This is a genomic window from Methylomonas sp. EFPC3 (genome assembly GCF_029643245.1).
Classification (GTDB): domain Bacteria; phylum Pseudomonadota; class Gammaproteobacteria; order Methylococcales; family Methylomonadaceae; genus Methylomonas; species Methylomonas koyamae_B.
In genome coordinates this window covers 2,050,287-2,068,422 of record NZ_CP116398.1, presented here as the reverse complement: position 1 = coordinate 2,068,422, position 18,136 = coordinate 2,050,287, and the positions used below count along the sequence as shown (strand labels likewise).

The following is an 18,136-nucleotide window of genomic DNA, read 5'->3' as shown; positions in this document are numbered from 1 at the left end:
GAATGGGTGATGGTTAGGAAGCCGCTGCGGCAGGCCCTGGCGCGGTTACAGTTGTTTTATGACGTAGTCCGCCGCCAGCCGGCCGGTTTGGGCGCCGCCTTCCATGAAGCCGTAATAAGCATCGCTCAGATGTTCGCCGGCGAACAGCAACCGGTCGAATACCACTTGCTGCGCCGCGGCAGGATTGGCCTCGACCCAGAAGTAGTCGGCAAATTCGCTGAGCTGACCAGGAGCGAAGTTGGCGTAGCCGCCGCCGGTGTAACGGCTGTTACCCCAGGCGCTGCGAATATTGGCGCCGTTGGCGGAAACGGCGGCGCCCGGTACGAAGCGATCCAAATCGGCGATGAAGCGGTCGGCTACGGCGTTGAAATTGGATGTGCGGTTGAATTGGCGGGCTTGGTCGCCGCCCAAAAAGAAATTCAAGGCGCCGTCGGTGCGCCGGGGTTGGCGCTGCGATTCGTCCCAGACTTCGGCGAAGCCCAGGTCGGTCCAGGCCGCCAGACTAAAGCCGTTCGGCTGGTGCCAGAAGCGCCGGTCGAATCCGGCGATCAGCTTCTCGTTAACGCCCAGGCCGGTTTCGGCGATGAAGCGGCGGAACCGCGCCGGCAACGAAACCTGCAAATCGACGCGGCGCAAGGCCGGGAACGGCAGCGTGATAATGACGATGTCAGCTTCGGCCTGGCTTCGATCGGCAAACTGTAGCGCGTAGCGGCCGTTGTGCCGCGCGATACTGTGTAGGGCTGTGCCGAACCGGATTTGTCCGGCCAAGCTTGCGGCGAGCGCATCGGTAATCGACGCCGAGCCGCCCTGCACGGCAAAAGCTTCGTCGCTGTAACTGAGCAGTTCGACCGTTTGACCGTTTACGACCGGTAACAGAAACAATAGCTGCAATGCCGAGGACTCGGCCGCTTCGACGCCGTATTCGGTCCGAATCGCGTTTTCCACCAGGGCGCGAACATAGGGTCGGGAGATTTTATCGGCGTGGCGGTCTAGGTAATCAGCGACCGAGAGTTGGTCGAATGCCGGGGCGTAGGTATCCCAATCGCTGTCCAGCAAGCCGGCGTCGTCGTTAATCTGCCCGGCCAGATCGGCCAGGTCCAACGCGAGCTGAGCTTCGTTGTAAGCGACGCCGTCGAAGAAGTAGGTTTCTTTCGGATAGGGCAGGCGATTGGCGTCTTTCAGTTTGTTGAACAGCGGAATATCGAAGGCTTTGGCCAGGGCGCGCATGTCGTGGTGATCGGTATTGATCAATTCCGCGCCTAAATCGACGGTCAAACCGTTATTGATGCTGGTCGAAAGCATACGGCCACCGGGGCGGTTGCGGGCTTCGTAGACCGTTGCGGTTATGCCGGCCCGTTGCAAGCGATAGGCGGCGTTTAAACCGGCGATGCCGGCGCCAATAATTGCGATGCTTTGTCGCGGGCGGTTATTGCCGGCGCTGGCCGGTAAAGGCAGACTTTGGCCGAGCAGGCCGGCGATACCGGCCGCGACCGAGGTTTTGACGAAGCGGCGCCGATTCCAGCCAAGTTCGCTGCCCGCAGCCGGCGCCGGGCGCTGTTGGGTTTTGAGGTGTTGGCGGCGGGCCGTTTGTAAGGCCAATATCAGCCGGCGAAATAACAAAGAATGCGCCATGGTCGAACTCCCGATTGCTGTGCAACGATGGCGCATTGTGCTACCGGGCCGGCCAATTCGCAAACCGGGGTTGGTTGCCGGTGTGGCGATTGAGGCGTGATCCGTGCCGTTATGGCAAGCGCCGGGTATCGATGTCAGAATGCCGGTACCGCGAACCACCGCATCATTTAAGACATGCCCGACATCAGCCGTTACGGCCACAGCACCAATTTAATCGGCGTAGCGACCGCCTGCATTGCCAGCCAATTGTTCAACGACCATCCCAAGTCTTTGCATATTGCCGGTACCCGGGAGTCGGCGCCGGGGTTATTCGACCAATTGGCGCAACAAGCGACTTTGGCTGCTTGCGGCAGGGTGTTTCAGGATTATATGTGTGTGGTGTTCGGCTTCGAAACCGAACAGCGCTTGCGCGACGATGCTCAGGGCCGGCGCCGTTACCGTAACAGTTACCTGCGTTTGATCCAGGATTGGGGGATGGATTCCAACAATGCCCAGGGTGCGGTAATGAAAGGCTGGGTGGAAAGCCGCTTCGGATTGTTTCCCAACTTTCATAAAACCCGGATTCGCAATTTCATCAGCAACGATTGGCTGACTTACATCGAAGAAAAGATGAACAGCCGTTACCACAACAACTGTATCTATATGCAGTTGGATCTGGTTTACGAGTTTTGCCAGTGGGTGGTCGAGCGGTTTCAGGTGCCGGCCGCGACTCACAAAACCCTTTACCGCGGCGTGGACGCGTTGGAAGATTACGTCGTCAAGGAAGAGGGCCGGCACGACAAAATCGTCCGCTTCAACAGTATCGTCTCGTTTACCGACCGGCCCGGCATCGCCAGCGAATTCGGCGCCAATATTTTGGAAGTGCGGGTGCCGATGGTGAAGTTGGTGTTTTTTAACGAACTGCTGCCGCATCATGCCTTGCGTGGCGAAGCGGAATACCTCGCGATAGGCGGCGATTACCGGGTCAAGGTGTTGAGTTGATGAACGAACAGATTCTAGGGCGGGCGCTGGGCGCTTACCTGGGCTTTGCCTGCGGCGATGCCTTGGGAGCGACGGTGGAATTCATGTCGCCCAAGCGGATTCAAAAGCATTACGGCGTGCACCGCGACATCGTCGGCGGTGGTTGGTTGGGCCTGGCGCCGGGCCAGGTGACCGACGACACCCAGATGTGTTTGGCCTTGGGCCAGGCGATCATCGACAACCAAGGCTGGAATTTGCGGGCGGTGGCGGAGAATTTTCTGGCCTGGCTGGAAAGCGGGCCGGTCGACATCGGCAATACCTGCCGGCGCGGCATTCTCCGGTTTCGTGATCGGGGCGAACTGTCGGGCGAACCGCGCGACGACGAAGCCGGGAACGGCGCCTGCATGCGCAATCTGCCGGTGGTGTTGGCGACCTTGCAGCGGCCGGAACTGTTCGAGCAGTGGAGTTTGCAACAAAGCCGGATCACCCACCACCATGCCTTATCCGATGCGGCGACGTTGGCCTTGGGGAGGATGGCCGGGTTATTGATCGGCGGCCGCGACGAGGCCGCCTGCCGAGAGGTCGCCGCAGGCTTGATAGAACGTTACTCTGAATTCGGCTACAACCCTTATCCGGGACGAGCGTCGGGCTATATCGTCGATACCGTGCAGACCGTACTACACCATTTTTTCAACAGCGACAGTTTCGAATCCTGTCTGGTCGCCACCGTCAACCAAGGCGGCGACGCCGATACTACCGGGGCTTTGGCGGGGATGCTGGCCGGCGCCAAATACGGTGTCGATAATATTCCGCAGCGTTGGCTGTCGGCGCTGGATCCCGCCGTGACCGAACAGGTACGGCGCCAGACCTTGGATTTACTGATGCTGGCTGACATCGATTGACGGAAGCGTCGGTGGTCGCCAGAGTCTGTGCCGACCGTTTCCGCGGCAGTCTTCATTGCAGTTCGTTTGCCCGTTTTTCCTGTTCTTCCGCGTGGTTGCGGCCCCAGACTTCCATATACTCGGAGCCGTGGATTTTCGATTCTTCCTCTAGCGCCCGATATTCTTCCGCGCGGCGGCGGTGGAAATCCAACGCTTCTTGCCTCTGGCGCTGGTTTTCCAGGATTTGCATCTGGGTATTGATTTCCTGGGCGCTCCTGCGGTCCACGCCTTTCGCCATGTTGTCCAATTCCTGACGGCGGCGAGCGGCTTCTTGCGACTCCATTTGGCGATTGAGCTTTTTCTCTTCTGTATCGTTGTCGATTTTGACCGCTTTGCCTTCTCCGGCACACGGCGATTGTTGGTAGACGACTTTGCCCTCCACGGTGCATTTGTAAGCGGCGGCATTTGCAGCGGGTGGAATTGCCATAAGGCAGGCAGCGGCGACTATGTATAACAAAGGCTTCATAAGTTTTTCCCGGAAAGAGATGCGATGAAATGCTACGGTAAATACGTTAGCGCGGTTTGATTAAGCGGTCATTAAAGGTTTGGATCGGAGTGGCCGGACTTGTTCGGTGCGGCGGAGCCTTTCTGATCCGCCGCAATCGGCCTAGAATAACGGCCTGTCCCCATACACCCAGCAGCTTGCAATGAAAGCACAGTCGTTTACTTTCGAACAAATTCACATCGAAGTCGCCCGCAACGCCTCGGACGATTTCAATCTGTTTCACGACAAGCATAAATGGTTGCAGATCACCCATAACCCGTTCAAGGGCCCGATCGTGTTGGGGTTTCAATTGAACACGCTAATCGAGCACCAAATGCGCCTGTATCGCGAGGTGCAGCACGAAGATCAGATCATCGCCGAGAAGCAGTTGCGGTTTAGCAACTACCAAATTACCTTCGTCAACGCATTACGTCCGCGCCAGGAAATGACGCTGGACATCAAGAAAACGCTGATCAACACCATACCCGAATTGACCTTGACCAACCGAGTGGCGATCAAATCGCTGGGTAAGACCATTCTGCTGGGTTACAAAAAGGAAACCAAATCGCCGCTATTTCTGGCGGATGTGGATTTGAGCAGTTTGCCCGATTTGAACGGCATCGCCGATAAAACCGTGGTGCCGGGCACTGATTTGTTCTTGAAACGGAAATGGATGAATAACGGCAACGTCAAAAACTTTTTGTCGGGATCGTTGGCCGAGCAATCGGATTATTTCGATGAACTGGCCCATGTTGCGCATTATCCGGAAGTCTATCCGTGCAGTCTGACTTCCGGTGCTTTGCTGGAAAAAGCGCAGTTGGAGAACCATGATTTCAAACGCAATCCGATGGTGTATACCTCGCACGACATTTCGGTGGACCGTGTACACTTGGCCAGAGTCAAAAACAACGACAAACTGCATATTCTGGTGAAGCAATTGCCGGAATCGAAAGACAATACGTTGAACCAAACCAACATCATGCTGCGTACTTACGAGTGCTTTGGGGTGTTGGAAGACGGCGCGATTTTGTACCGGATCAAGCTGAATTTGGTGCCTTTGGAAGAAATTTTGAAAAATTTGCGCGGTAAGGCGGCATAGTGGCGCGGGCCGGCCTAATGTTGTGAAATTTTTGGAACATCAAGTATAATCCGCGAAGTCGTTAGGCTAGGCCAGTGACGAGATAGCAAATTCAATTAATACAACACTAAAGATAAGGTAAGTGCTTGCAGTCGGGCATTTGCATTGTTCGAGGAAAAACATATGAGTAATATCGAAGAACGAGTAAAAAAGATTGTCGCGGAACAATTAGGCGTAAAGGAAGAAATCGCAAACGATGCGTCTTTTGTCGACGATCTTGGTGCTGATTCTTTAGACACAGTTGAACTCGTCATGGCTCTGGAAGAAGAATTTGAATGCGAAATTCCGGACGAAGAAGCCGAAAAAATCACCACCGTCCAATTGGCTATCGATTACATCAACGCCAATCTGCAATAACAGCAAGTTGTTTCCAAACGCTAGTGGATGACGCCATCCACTAGCCGATACATCCCCCTTCTCTGGTTGTCTTCTTTATTTACCGGTAGTTTACTGTGAGCACACGTCGAGTTGTAATTACGGGCTTAGGCGCCGTTACGCCGTTAGCCAACAATGTTGCGGATACCTGGGACGGTATTGTCAATGGCAGAAGCGGCATTGGGCCGATAGATTCTTTTGATATTTCACCGTTTGCAACGACTTTCGGCGGCGTGATTCGAAATTTCAACATCGGCGACTACATTCCGGAGAAGGATGCCAAGCGGATGGACGGTTTCGTCCATTACGGTATTGCCGCCGGCTGCCAGGCGATTGAGGACTCCGGAATCGTCGTTACCGAAGAAAACGCCGAGCGCATCGGCATTGCGATCGGCGCCGGCATCGGCGGCATCACCGGAATCGAGGAATGCTATGCCACCTACGTGGCTGGTGGACCGCGCCGGATTTCGCCGTTTTTCGTCCCCGGCAATATCATCAACATGATCTCCGGCAACCTGTCGATCAAATACGGCATGAAAGGGCCGAATTTCGCGATCGTTACGGCTTGCTCAACCGGTACCCATAACATCGGCGATGCGGCGCGTCTGATCAAATACGGCGATGCCGACGTGATGGTCGCCGGCGGCGCCGAGCGTTGCACTACCTCGCCGACCGCGATGGGCGGCTTTGCTTCGGCGAAAGCGCTGTCGCGGCGTAACGACGATCCGCAGCGAGCCAGCCGGCCCTGGGACCGCGACCGTGACGGTTTCGTCCTCAGCGACGGTGCCGGCGTGATCGTCCTGGAAGAGCTGGAACACGCCAAGGCTCGCGGCGCCAAGATTTATGCGGAACTGGTCGGTTACGGCATGAGTGGCGACGCTTACCATATCACTTCGCCGTCCGAAGGTGGCGAAGGCGCAGCCCGCTGTATGCGTAACGCGATGCGCGATGCCAAAATCAACCCGGAACAGGTCGATTACATCAACGCCCACGGCACTTCGACCCCGGCCGGCGACGTTGGCGAAACCCACGCCATGAAAAAGGCGCTGGGCGATCACGCCTACAAACTGGCGGTCAGTTCGACCAAATCGATGATCGGCCATTTGTTGGGTGCTGCCGGCGGTATCGAAGCGGTACTGACGGCGTTGGCGATCAAACACCAAACCGCGCCGCCGACCATTAATCTGGAAAACCAGGATCCCGATTGCGATCTGGATTACGTGCCCAACACGGCCAGAAACATGAAAATCGATCTGGCCATTTCCAATTCGTTCGGCTTCGGCGGCACCAACGGTTCGTTGGTTTTCAAGCGTTTCGAATAAGCGGTCCCGAACTAACAGTGTCCGGCTATGTATCTGTTGAATGGCGAACCCGGACACTACGTCGACGCTGCCGATCGCGGCTTTCAGTACGGTGACGGCCTGTTCGAAACCATCGAGGTTGTTGAGGGCAGGCCGCTGTTTCTCGATCGGCATCTGCGTCGATTGGCTCTCGGTTGTCAGCGTCTGCTGATTCCGGCTCCGGCAGTCGATTTGCTCGCGGCGGAGGCCGCCAAGCTGGCAAAGCCGGCCGAACGCGCGGTACTCAAAATCATCGTCACCCGCGGTTCCGGCGGTCGGGGTTATCGCCAACCTGAACCGATTCAGCCCACCCGATTACTTAGCCTGCATCCTTATCCCGATTACCCGGACATATTCCAAACCGACGGCATTCGCGCCCGTTTCTGTTGGCACCGCTTGTCGATCAATACTGCGCTCGCCGGCATCAAACACTTGAATCGATTGGAGCAAATTCTGGCTCGAGCAGAATGGCGCGACGACGATATTCAGGAAGGCTTGATGCTGGATAGCGAAGATCGCGTGGTTGAGGGTGTGATGAGTAATCTATTTGCCGTCAAGGCCGGCCAGTTGTATACGCCGAGCTTGGCCGGTTGCGGCGTGGCCGGGATCATCCGGGAGTTGGTGATCGGTTTTGCTCGCGATATCGGTGTCCAGTTGCATGAAATTCCGCTTGACCCAGTCGACGTATTGGCAGCGGATGAATTGTTCGTGACCAATTCGGTGATCGGCATTTGGCCGATCAAACGCTTGGAGCAACGCGTACTGGCGGTCGGACCGTTGACCCGGCGAATGCAGGACTTATTGAATCAGGCCAGAGCGGCGGAGGTGCAAGCGTGTTCCGTAGCATAGTCGCCTTCACCTTACTGATGGTTCTGGGCTTGGTATCGATCTGGGCCGGCATGCACTATCACATCATCGAGAAAAAGCCGATTGTGATCGGCGAGACGGTCATCGAAATCAAGAAGGGCGATACCCTGGAAACGGTGATCAAAACCTTGCGCAATCAGCGGGTGATGGTGAACCGGTTTTGGTTTAAACTGTTTGCCTACCGCAAGCAGCTCGACCGCACCCTGAAAGTCGGCGAATACGTGCTGACCAAGGGCGCCACTGCTGCAGACGTATTGCAACAACTTACCGAAGGCCGCACCCGGCAATATTCGATTACGTTTCCGGAGGGCTGGACGTTCAAGCAGATGTTCCAGGCCATTAAGGATAATCCGAATTTACAGCATACCTTGAGCGACAAGGAGCTGAAGGATTTGATGGCGAAAATCGGTTCCGACAAGAATCACCCGGAAGGCCTGTTTTTTCCCGACACCTATTTTTTCGAAAAAAATACCTCGGACGTGGATTTGCTGAAACGAGCGCATGACCGGATGCAGGCCGTGCTGCGCGAGGAATGGCGCAAGCGCGATCGAAACGTGCCGCTGGACGATCCTTACCAAGCGCTGATTCTGGCGTCGATTGTCGAGAAAGAAACCGGTGCCGGCGAAGAACGGCGCCAAATCGCCGGCGTATTTGCCCGCCGCTTGAAGAAGGGCATGTTGTTGCAAACCGACCCGACCGTGATTTACGGCATGGGCGACGATTACCACGGCGATATTCGCCATAAGGACTTGCGCGAGCCGACGCCTTACAACACTTACGTGATCGAAGGACTGCCGCCGACGCCGATCGCAATGCCCGGCAAACAGTCGATTGCCGCCGCTTTGCACCCGGACGACGGCGATGCGTTGTTTTTCGTCGCCCGCGGCAATGGTCGCCACGCTTTTTCGGCAACCCTGGCCGAGCACGAAAAATACGTGGACCGTTACCAGCGATGACGCCGGGCCGATTCATCACCTTGGAAGGCGGCGAAGGCGTCGGCAAGTCCACCAATTTGCAATTCATCCGCCAATGTCTGGCCGAGCGCAATATTCCGCTGCTGGTTACCCGTGAGCCGGGCGGCACGCCGATTGCCGAGAAGATTCGTGCCATTCTGTTGGACCATAGCGAGGAAGCGTTGAGCGAACAGGCGGAACTGCTGTTGGTATTCGCAGCAAGGTCCCAGCACATCCGCCACGTGATCCAGCCGGCCTTGCAACGCGGACAGTGGGTGGTTTGCGATCGCTTCACCGATGCGACATACGCCTACCAAGGCGCCGGGCGCAATATGGACTCGGCTGCAATTGCCTGGTTGGAGCGAATGGTTCAGGGCGGACTGCGCCCGGACTTGACCTTCGTACTCGACGCGCCGGTCGAGACCGGTTTGCAGCGGGCCAAACGCCGCGGCGAACTGGACCGTTTCGAAACCGAACAAGGGGATTTTTTCGAACGTATTCGCCAAAGCTATTTGCAGCGTGCCGCCGACGATCCAGCGCGTTACAGAGTCGTCGATGCGGCGTTGCCGTTGCCGCAAGTTCAGGCCCGTCTGCTGGCCGAGCTGGAAATGTTATGGGTAAGCTGACGCTTTACCCGTGGCAGGAGCAACACTGGCATCGGCTGCGAAGTTATATTCAGCAGAATAGAATCCCGCAAGCCCTGCTGTTTTCCGGCCCGGCCGGACAGGGCCGTCGCCATCTGGCCGAATATTACGCCCGCGCCTTGCTATGCCATGCGCCGCAAGACGAAGGTAACGCTTGTGGCGCTTGCGCCGCCTGCAAGTTATTCGACGGTGGTACTCATCCGGACTTCATCGCAGTCGAGCCCGACGAACCCGGCAAGGCCATCGGTATCGATAAAGTCAGGCAGTTAATCGGCAAACTGGCGTTGAAGCCACAGTACCATGCATACCGGGTCGCGATATTTCAGCCGGCCGATGCGCTGAACACGGCGTCGGCGAACGCGTTTCTGAAATGTCTGGAAGAGCCCGGCGAACGCACCTGTTTGTTGTTGATCAGCGAGCAGCCGGCCCGTCTGCCGGCGACCATACGCAGTCGCTGTCAGAAGATCGTCTGCGAAATACCGGAGCGCGATGCGGCCTTACGCTGGCTGCACGGTGCGGGAGTGCGGGAGCAGGCCGATCTGCTGCTGGATTTGGCCGGCGGGGCGCCGCTACTGGTCAAGCAATATGCCGAAACCGGCATTGCGGCGCTACGGCAAGAATATTTTCAGGCTTGGCTGCAAATTGGCGAGGGCAAGGCCGATTGGCTAGCCGTCGCCGAGCGCTGGCACAAGCAGGAACAAATCGAGTTGAATGTGGTTTTGGCCTGGCTGGCTGGCTGGCTGGCCGATATCGTCAAATGCGCCTATCGGGCCGATTCGGCGCATTTGACCAATCCCGATCTGAAAAACAGCTTGCAAGGCGTTGCCGAGCGGCTAGAATTGCAGCGAGTTTACCGATTCTACGACCGTGTGCTGACGGCGAAAGCGCAGTTGGCGACGCAATTGAATCGACAACTGATGCTAGAACAACTGTTAATCGACTGGTCTCAACTCAACCCACACTGACATTATGGCGGAAGCAGCTCCCCGGCAAGGTATCCTGTCGCTATCGATCAAGGATAAAAACGCGCTTTATGCAGCCTATATGCCGTTCGTCAAAAACGGCGGTCTGTTCATCCCGACCAAGCGTGAATACGAAATGGGCGAGGAAGTGTTTATGTTGTTGAATTTAATGGAAGAGACCGAGCGCTTGCCGATCGCCGGCAAAATTATCTGGAAGACGCCCAACGGTGCCGAAGGTTACCGTGCCGCGGGTATTGGCGTCCAATTCAGCGACCAGGACGGCGGTGCGGCGCGCAATAAAATCGAAACCTATCTGGCCGGTGCGCTGGAGTCGGACCGCTCCACCCATACCATGTAATCCTGACCGGGCGGTTGCCGCTCGGCACTAACGTTTCCCAAGCTTCATGTTCATCGATTCCCACTGCCATCTCGACCGTATCGACTTGGCGCCTTATGCCGACGATTTCGACGTTTTTGTCCGCGCGGCCCGGACAGCCGGCATCCAGCATATGCTGTGCATTGCCATCGATCTGGAGTCCTATCCGGCGATGTTGGCGCAAACCGCGCCATATCCCGATATCTCACTGTCGGTGGGCGTGCATCCGAATGTCACCGATGGCCGCGAGCCTGAAATCGACGAATTGCTGGGATTGGCGGCAAATGACAAGGTGATTGCGATCGGCGAAACCGGCCTGGATTATTTTCATAGTAAGGGCGATCTGGAGTGGCAATTTCGGCGTTTTCGCAACCATATCGCGGTGGCCAAGCAGTTGCACAAGCCCTTGATCATTCATACTCGGGAGGCCGGGCAGGATGCTTTGGACGTGTTGCAGGCGGAAGGCGCCGATAAGGTGGGCGGAGTGATTCATTGCTTTACCGAGGACTGGGCCTATGCCCAACGCGCTGTCGATTTGAACTTTTACGTGTCGTTCTCCGGTATCGTTACGTTCAAAAATGCCGCAGCGATCCAAGACGTGGCGCGTAGAATTCCGGCCGACCGCTTCCTGATCGAAACCGATTCGCCTTATCTGGCGCCGGTGCCTTATCGCGGCAAACCCAACTATCCAACCTACGTGCGCCACGTAGCCGAATATATTGCCGAATTGCGCGGCACCTCGGTCGAAGCGGTGGCGAAGCAATCCAGCGAAAATTTTTACCGGTTGTTCGGGCTTGAAGCCGGACGCTGCAATTTGGCCGCGTAAAAAAATGCGGTAGCACCGGATACGGCGCTACCGCACAAAGAGGTGGGGTATAACTCTCATTTTCCCGAAGGACGCATACAAGAGTTGCTATCAGTGTACTGGAGCATTCTAACGTTGAAAATGTGGCAATTTGCCGCGTGACAATTTGTCGCTGACTTCGATCCAGGCTCTACGTCTTCCATTTTCCGGACTTGATCACCGATGGAACAGCAATTCAGCGTCCCGCAGGGCTGTTTTCGGCTAACGCGCCAACCCCACCGAAAAAACGAATTGCTGCAGGCCTGGGATGCGGCCGACGACTATTTGCTGCATCATCTGGCCGAAACCGAAGCGCTTGCCGGTCAGAGTGTTGTCATCCTGAACGATAACTTCGGGGCGCTGGCCGTGGCGTTGAGCGAATTTCGGCCGACGGCCATTTCCGACTCCTGGTTATCGCAGCAGGCGACGCGCGAAAATTTGGCCGCGAACGCGATAGCGGCCGACCGGGTGTTGCTGTTGGACAGTCTGTCCTTGCCATCGCCACCGATCGATCTGTTGCTCATCAAGATTCCGAAGACTTTGGCTTTGCTGGAATACCAGTTGCATAGACTCAGGCCGTTGTTGCAGCCGGATAGCCGCATCGTTGCGGCGGGCATGGTCAAGGCTTTACCGGCCAATGCCTGGAAGCTGCTGGAACGGCTGCTCGGCCCGACCGTACCGTCGTTGGCCAGAAAAAAGGCCAGGCTGATTTTCGCCAGCCTCGATCCGAATATCCGCTTGCCGCAAAATCCCTACCCCAGTTACTACCGCCTGGCGGCCGAAGAGCCGCCGCTTTGCAACCATGCCAATGTGTTTTCCCGGGAAAGTCTGGATATCGGTGCCCGCTTTTTGTTGCAACATCTGCCGGACCAGCCCGGCTATCGAGACTACATCGATCTGGGATGCGGCAACGGCGTGATCGGCTTGCGCCTTGCCGAATCGAATCCGGCAGCCAATATCATGTTTGTCGACGAATCGTTCATGGCTATCGCCTCGGCAACGGAAAATTTTCGCAGCTGGTTCGGCGATGCGCCGCGGGCGAAGTTCGTCGTCGGCGATTGTCTGAGCGGTTTTGCACCGGCAAGCGCCGATTGCATCGTCTGCAATCCGCCGTTTCATCAACAGCACGCGATCGGCGACCATATCGCCTGGCGCATGTTTCAACAGGCGCATGCGGTGTTACGGCCCGGCGGCGAGTTGCGGGTGATCGGAAACCGCCACCTCAACTACCATATCACGCTGAAAAAACTGTTCGGCCGCTGCCGGCAAGTGGCGGCGAATGCCAAGTTCGTCATTTTCAGTTGTGAAAAGGCTTGAGCCGGCTATTCGATGTTTTTGTAATGCAGAGACGAGATTTGCTCAGAGACGATGCCGATCAGGAAAGTGACGATGGCGGACAGGAATAGCACGGCGCTCATGTTGGTGAAACGAGCTTCAGTGATATAGGTGTAGGCGTAGTAACCCATGCCGACGCCGAAAATCGACATACTGATCGGTAGGAACAACCGCATCGGCGAGAACAGTACGCCGATACGCAGAATGATGATAAAGAAACGTAAGCCGTCGTGTAGCAGGCGGATGTGGCTCTTGCCGCTACGTTTGCCGGCATGGATCGGGACGTAGGCCACCGGAAATCCGGAGCGGAAAAACGCCATGGTACTGGTGGTCGGATAGGAAAATCCGTTCGGTAGCAGGTAAAGGAATTTACGGAATTTGTCGGCGCGGGCGGCGCGAAAGCCCGAGGTCAGGTCGTCGATCCGGTGGCCGGTCATCAATGACGCCAGCTTATTGTAGAACCTATTGGCAATGCGTCTGAACCACGATGCATGGCTGCGGGCGTTTCTGGCGCCGACAGCCATGTCGTAGCCTTCATTTATTTTTGCCAATAACGCGGCAATATCGTTCGGGTCGTGTTGGCCGTCGGCGTCCATGAACACCAGAACCTCGCCCTTCGCTTGTCTGGCCCCGGTTTTGATCGACGCGCCGTTACCCATGCAATAGGGGTGGCGGATCACCTTGACTCCGGCGTCGTTGGCAATGGCTCCGGTGTCGTCGCTGGAACCGTCGTCGACCACTAAAATTTCGGCCTGCGGGTACAACTCCAGCAATTTCGGCAGAAAAGCCGGCAGATTTGCCGCTTCGTTCTTGGCGGGCAGGACAATACTCAGCGACTCAGGTGTTTTCATCGAGCGGTCAATTTACGGTGGAAACCACCGTGCAGTTTAGCAGACTTCGTCAGTACCGGCTGCCGCGGGCTTTAGCGAAACCGGTCCTTCTGCCGGCGTATCGCAGTAAAAACCGCCAATGCCGAAGCCGTCGGCAGGGCGAGGTTTTGCCGGATCTCCGAGCTGTGCTCGCGCAGAAACGGATTGGTCGCCAATTCCCGGCCGATAGTGGAGGGCAGGCTGGGAGCGTTGCTGCGCCGGAGTTGGCAGACCTCGGCGTAACGCTGTTGCAATAGCGGATTGCCGGGTTCCAGCGTCAAGGCGAAGCGGGCGTTGGCTTCGGTATATTCGTGCGCACAATAGATCTCGGTCTCGGCCGGGAGTGCTTTCAGTTTTTGCAGCGATTGCCACATTTGTTCGGGGCTGCCTTCGAACAGGCGGCCGCAACCCAATGAAAACAAAGTATCGCCGCAAAACAAGGCGTTACTGCCGGCGCTGTAGTAGACGATATGACCAATGGTGTGGCCCGGCGTATCGATGGCTGCCAGTGTTTCGCCGCCGAGTGCTATCCGGTCGCCATCGCCTAGCGCGATGTCGATGCCCGGAATTCTGGAATGGTCGGACTTGGCGCCGACGATCTTGCAACCGGTTGCGGTTTTCAGTTCCAGATTGGCACCGATATGGTCGTTGTGGTGGTGGGTATTGAAGATGTAATTCAGTGCCAAACCGCGCCGTTGCAGTTCGGCCATGACCGGCGCCGATGTTGCCGGGTCCACCACTGCAGTTAGGCCGCTATCCGGTTCCTGCAGCAGGTAGATATAGTTGTCGGTCAGGGCCGGAATGATGCTGATATCTAACATAACGGACAGTGGCTTTAACTATCGCCAGTTATGATCGCTACTGCTTCCGCCATGGCGGGCTGGTACGAGGATTCAAGATACCCCGCCAGCACGTGCTGCCTAAGCGCAAAAAGCTTCGATTTGCTGGCGGATGCCGTTGACATCGAGCCGGCACAGGCTGAGCAATTCCTCGCGGGAACCCTGCTCGACGAAGCGGTCGGGCAGGCCAATGTTCAGTACCGGCATCAGAATCTTCTGCTGTTGCAGGAATTGCAGTACCGCACTGCCGGCGCCGCCGGCAATGACGTTTTCCTCGACCGTGACGAACACGTCGTGGCTTTTGGCCAACTGCAGGATCAAGTCTTCGTCGATCGGTTTCACAAAGCGCATGTTCGCCACCGTGGCGCCCAGTTGCTTGCCGGCTTCGACGGCCGGCGTCACCATCGCCCCCCAGGCCAGAATCGCAATCCGCCCGCCCTGGTGTCTGATTTCACCCTTGCCGATTTCCAGCGTGCTGAGGTCCGGGTTGATCGCCGCACCGGGACCCTTGCCGCGCGGATAACGCACCGCGGCCGGGCCGTGGTGGTGGAAGCCGGTGGTCAGCATCTGCCGGCATTCGTTCTCGTCGGCCGGGGCCATCACCAGCAGATTGGGGATGCAACGCATATAGCTGTAATCGAAGGCGCCGGCATGGGTCGGGCCGTCCGGTCCCACCAGACCGGCTCTATCCAGCGCAAACAGTACATCCAGATTCTGCAAAGCCACATCGTGAATCAACTGATCGTAACCGCGTTGCAAAAAGGTCGAATAAATCGCCACCACCGGCTTGGCACCCTGGCAAGCCTGACCGGCGGCCAAGGTCACCGCGTGCTGCTCGGCAATCGCCACGTCGAAATAGCGCTTCGGAAATTTCTGCGAAAACTCGACCAAGCCCGAGCCTTCGCGCATTGCCGGGGTAATCCCCAGCAGGCGTTCGTCTTGTGCCGCCATATCGCACAACCAACGGCCGAACACCTCGGTATAGGTCGGATGCGGCGACGGCGCCGCCTTCGGTAGAAAATCCTGGGTCGGGTCGAAGGCCGGCACGCCGTGATAGGCCAGCGGATCCTTCTCGGCCGGGGCATAACCCTTGCCCTTTTTGGTCACCACATGCAGGAACACCGGTCCGGTCAAATCCTTCAGATTCTCCAGCGTCGACACCAGCATCTCCAGATCGTGACCGTCGATCGGCCCGAAATAATTGAAGCCCAACTCCTCGAACAAGGTCCCCGGCACGATCATGCCTTTGACATGTTCTTCCGCTTTCCGCGCCAGTTCCCAGACGCTGGGCATACTGGACAACGCCTTCTTGCTTTCCTTCTTGACCGACGAATAAAACTTGCTGGATAAAATCTTGGTCAGGTAATTATTCATCGCCCCGACCGGCGGTGAAATCGACATCTCATTGTCGTTCAAAATCACCAACAGATTGGCATTGACATCGCCGGCATGATTCATCGCCTCGAACGCCATACCGCCGGTAATCGAGCCGTCGCCGATGATCGCCACCATCTTCTTGTCCTCGCCGCGCAACTGCGAGGCGATCGCCATACCCAGCGCCGCACTGATCGAGGTCGAGGAATGGCCAACGCCAAACGCGTCATACTCACTCTCGTCGCGCGACGGAAATGCCGACACCCCGCCCAGGGTACGAATCGTCGTCATCCGATCCTTGCGGCCGGTCAGAATCTTGTGCGGATAAGCCTGATGGCCCACATCCCACACCAACTGGTCCACCGGGGTATCGAACACATAATGCAAGGCCACGGTCAGTTCCACCGTACCCAGGCCCGCGGCGAAATGGCCGCCGGAAATACTGACCGTGTGCGTCAAATACGAACGCACCTCATCGGCCAACTGCGGCAGTTGCTCTTTCTTCAGGGCGCGGATGTCGGTCGTGCCGGCGATGGTGTTCAGCAGAGGAAATTCTTGAGTCTGTTTCATATCAGTACAGGGGTTCGCGGTAGAACATCAGAATCACGCCGATTTGGAACAAGGCGAAAACCGAGATAAAGCCGGCAATGTTCTTGCCGGGGGCGTCCAGCTTGAGTTCCAGCCAGCGGCCGCAGGCCAGAATCAGCGCAAACACGCCCATCAAGGTATGGCCGACTTGGATCAGGAACGCGGTTTTGGCCTCGAAGCCGACGTGCGAGTGGGCCAACAGCATCATGCCGCCGAAGGCCGACATCAGCGGGAACAAATAGGGCAGAATGCCAGGATCGGCTTTGACCCGGGCCCGGGTCTCGTACAAGCCCAGCATGAATACCAGGAAGGTGGCAATCCGGTGCTGCAGAATTTCGCCGTTGTTGAAGGTACTGTCCCAAAAACCGATCGGACCCAACGGCCAGCTCTCGGCGTCGGAACGGAAGAACAGAAAGATGCCGAGGCCCATGAAGCCGATCGGCCAATAACGCGTCCAACGGTGAAAACGCTCCGAATACGACAACATCGCGAAGAAACTCATCACGGTCAGGAAGATGCCCGAGATATTGTGGTTGTAATCCGACCAGGCGGTGGCGGCTTCCGACGGAATCTGGCCGACGATGGCGGTTCGACCGGCTTCGCCGGCGATCAGCGCTTCGTGGGTCGGCGATTCCCAGCGAGGAACCCGCGGATGGAACATGTTCAACACTTCTTCCCAGGTCGCGGTCAAGTGCGGAATGTCGACCGACGGCGGCTGCGAAGCCAAACTGGCCGCCGTGAACAGAATGGTCAGCAGAATCAGGGTTTCCGCTTCAATGTAGTATGGGACGCGCACGGTCAGGGCGTAGAGGCTGCGGCAGGCAAAATACTCTTCCACCGCTTGGCGGTTGATCCAGGCAAAACCCAAGGCCAGGCCCATCATCATGATTTTGACCATCAACAGGTTGCCGTAACCGGCGCCGATGAAGCCTTGGAAGGTACGGATGTAGTACCACGCAAGCGGCGTACCGGTTACCAGTAATAGCGCAACGGCGACGAAGCCGACGGTCGAGAAGCGTTTGAGCAGCAAAGGCCACAGTTCTTCGGCGATCGCATTTTGCTTTTTCAGGCCCCACAGCGCCAAGATTTGGAAAATGCCGCCAACCCAAGCTGCGGCGGCAATCTGATGGCTGACGGTCAGCGTCATCAGCAGACCGCGGTCTTCCAGGCGACTGGCGCCGTGCACCAGCCAGGCCGCGGCCATCACCAACGGGATCACGATCGCCGTGGCCACCAGCCAATGGGTTTTCGAGCGCAGATTGGCTTTTAACGCTTGTTTGATGAACAGATACAAGGCGAACGCAAAGGTGGCGCGTGCCAGGCCGGCGTTGAATTGCACGGTATGGAAAAAAGCCGGAAACGGCGATTTGCCCAATGTCACGGCCATTAACCAGATTTTCAGGCCGATTTTCGACAGCTGGGTGATAACCAATGCCTTGCTGCCGAAATGGATCAGGTTGACAGTTTTCTGCAGCAAGGCGCTGTTGTAGTTGGCATTTTCATCCCACGGCCGCAGGACGAATAGACCCCACAGCAAACCGCCGATGGCGATCGAGTAAAACGTCAGATCGACGCCGCCGATCAGCGAGTCGAGATAATTAGCTATACCTTCCAT

At 57.0% G+C, this 18,136-nt stretch carries 18 protein-coding genes; 12 read left to right on the top strand and 6 right to left on the bottom strand.

The features are described 5' to 3' along the window. Window positions 1–45 precede the first annotated feature (45 nt). Complete coding sequence (locus PL263_RS09140; protein ID WP_278212722.1) at window positions 46–1,632, bottom strand: NAD(P)/FAD-dependent oxidoreductase; 1,587 nt, start codon at window positions 1,630–1,632, stop codon at window positions 46–48. 174 nt (window positions 1,633–1,806) lie between these two features. Here PL263_RS09140 and PL263_RS09135 point away from each other — a divergent pair, with 174 nt between their 5' ends. Beyond that, window positions 1,807–2,613, top strand: a complete 807-nt coding sequence (locus tag PL263_RS09135) for an NAD(+)--dinitrogen-reductase ADP-D-ribosyltransferase (RefSeq protein WP_140912804.1) — start codon at window positions 1,807–1,809, stop codon at window positions 2,611–2,613. After that, window positions 2,613–3,494 (top strand): ADP-ribosyl-[dinitrogen reductase] hydrolase, encoded by an 882-nt coding sequence (gene draG, locus PL263_RS09130; protein ID WP_278212721.1) that lies wholly within the window; start codon window positions 2,613–2,615, stop codon window positions 3,492–3,494. The genes PL263_RS09135 and draG overlap by 1 nt, the downstream gene beginning before the upstream one ends. A gap of 52 nt (window positions 3,495–3,546) precedes the next feature. Here the strand turns inward: draG and PL263_RS09125 are convergent, their stop codons facing one another. Next, complete coding sequence (locus PL263_RS09125) at window positions 3,547–3,960, bottom strand: hypothetical protein (RefSeq protein ID WP_278212720.1); 414 nt, start codon at window positions 3,958–3,960, stop codon at window positions 3,547–3,549. 220 nt (window positions 3,961–4,180) lie between these two features. On the opposite strand from PL263_RS09125, the gene PL263_RS09120 reads away from it, so the two are divergent. The 10 genes from PL263_RS09120 to PL263_RS09075 all read left to right on the top strand — a co-directional run bounded on the left by PL263_RS09120 (window position 4,181) and on the right by PL263_RS09075 (window position 12,833). Further along, the gene (locus tag PL263_RS09120; RefSeq protein ID WP_278212719.1) at window positions 4,181–5,116 is read left to right on the top strand and encodes a hypothetical protein; all 936 of its coding nucleotides are present in this window, start codon (window positions 4,181–4,183) and stop codon (window positions 5,114–5,116) included. Window positions 5,117–5,278: 162 nt separating this feature from the next. Further along, window positions 5,279–5,512, top strand: coding sequence for an acyl carrier protein (gene acpP / locus PL263_RS09115; protein WP_013820083.1), 234 nt, complete (start codon window positions 5,279–5,281; stop codon window positions 5,510–5,512). A gap of 95 nt (window positions 5,513–5,607) precedes the next feature. After that, window positions 5,608–6,852 (top strand): beta-ketoacyl-ACP synthase II, encoded by a 1,245-nt coding sequence (fabF, locus tag PL263_RS09110; protein WP_278212718.1) that lies wholly within the window; start codon window positions 5,608–5,610, stop codon window positions 6,850–6,852. Between the two features lie 27 nt (window positions 6,853–6,879). Next, window positions 6,880–7,719: an aminodeoxychorismate lyase gene (gene pabC, locus PL263_RS09105; protein WP_278212717.1), complete on the top strand. Its 840-nt coding sequence runs from the start codon at window positions 6,880–6,882 to the stop codon at window positions 7,717–7,719. Next, window positions 7,704–8,693 (top strand): endolytic transglycosylase MltG, encoded by a 990-nt coding sequence (gene mltG / locus PL263_RS09100; RefSeq protein WP_278212716.1) that lies wholly within the window; start codon window positions 7,704–7,706, stop codon window positions 8,691–8,693. Before pabC ends, mltG begins: the two co-directional genes overlap by 16 nt. Beyond that, the gene (tmk, locus tag PL263_RS09095) at window positions 8,690–9,316 is read left to right on the top strand and encodes a dTMP kinase (RefSeq protein WP_278212715.1); all 627 of its coding nucleotides are present in this window, start codon (window positions 8,690–8,692) and stop codon (window positions 9,314–9,316) included. Before mltG ends, tmk begins: the two co-directional genes overlap by 4 nt. Beyond that, window positions 9,304–10,299, top strand: coding sequence for a DNA polymerase III subunit delta' (locus tag PL263_RS09090; RefSeq protein ID WP_278212714.1), 996 nt, complete (start codon window positions 9,304–9,306; stop codon window positions 10,297–10,299). Before tmk ends, PL263_RS09090 begins: the two co-directional genes overlap by 13 nt. Window positions 10,300–10,303: 4 nt before the next feature. Further along, window positions 10,304–10,654 carry a PilZ domain-containing protein gene (locus tag PL263_RS09085; protein ID WP_140912796.1) on the top strand — a complete coding sequence of 117 codons (351 nt, stop codon included), beginning with the start codon at window positions 10,304–10,306 and terminating at the stop codon, window positions 10,652–10,654. 46 nt (window positions 10,655–10,700) lie between these two features. Continuing rightward, window positions 10,701–11,498 carry a TatD family hydrolase gene (locus PL263_RS09080; protein ID WP_278212713.1) on the top strand — a complete coding sequence of 266 codons (798 nt, stop codon included), beginning with the start codon at window positions 10,701–10,703 and terminating at the stop codon, window positions 11,496–11,498. A gap of 201 nt (window positions 11,499–11,699) precedes the next feature. Next, on the top strand, window positions 11,700–12,833 hold the full coding sequence (locus PL263_RS09075) for a methyltransferase (RefSeq protein WP_278212712.1): 1,134 nt from the start codon (window positions 11,700–11,702) through the stop codon (window positions 12,831–12,833). Between the two features lie 5 nt (window positions 12,834–12,838). Here the strand turns inward: PL263_RS09075 and PL263_RS09070 are convergent, their stop codons facing one another. The 4 genes from PL263_RS09070 to PL263_RS09055 form a co-directional block, all read right to left on the bottom strand. Beyond that, the gene (locus PL263_RS09070) at window positions 12,839–13,702 is read right to left on the bottom strand and encodes a glycosyltransferase family 2 protein (RefSeq protein WP_278212711.1); all 864 of its coding nucleotides are present in this window, start codon (window positions 13,700–13,702) and stop codon (window positions 12,839–12,841) included. 71 nt (window positions 13,703–13,773) lie between these two features. Next, a complete protein-coding gene (gene gloB, locus PL263_RS09065; protein ID WP_278212710.1) occupies window positions 13,774–14,541 on the bottom strand; it encodes a hydroxyacylglutathione hydrolase in 768 nt (255 codons plus the stop codon). 99 nt (window positions 14,542–14,640) lie between these two features. Then, window positions 14,641–16,503 carry a 1-deoxy-D-xylulose-5-phosphate synthase gene (gene dxs / locus PL263_RS09060; protein WP_278212709.1) on the bottom strand — a complete coding sequence of 621 codons (1,863 nt, stop codon included), beginning with the start codon at window positions 16,501–16,503 and terminating at the stop codon, window positions 14,641–14,643. Between the two features lies 1 nt (window position 16,504). Beyond that, on the bottom strand, window positions 16,505–18,136 hold the full coding sequence (locus PL263_RS09055) for a CopD family protein (protein WP_278212708.1): 1,632 nt from the start codon (window positions 18,134–18,136) through the stop codon (window positions 16,505–16,507).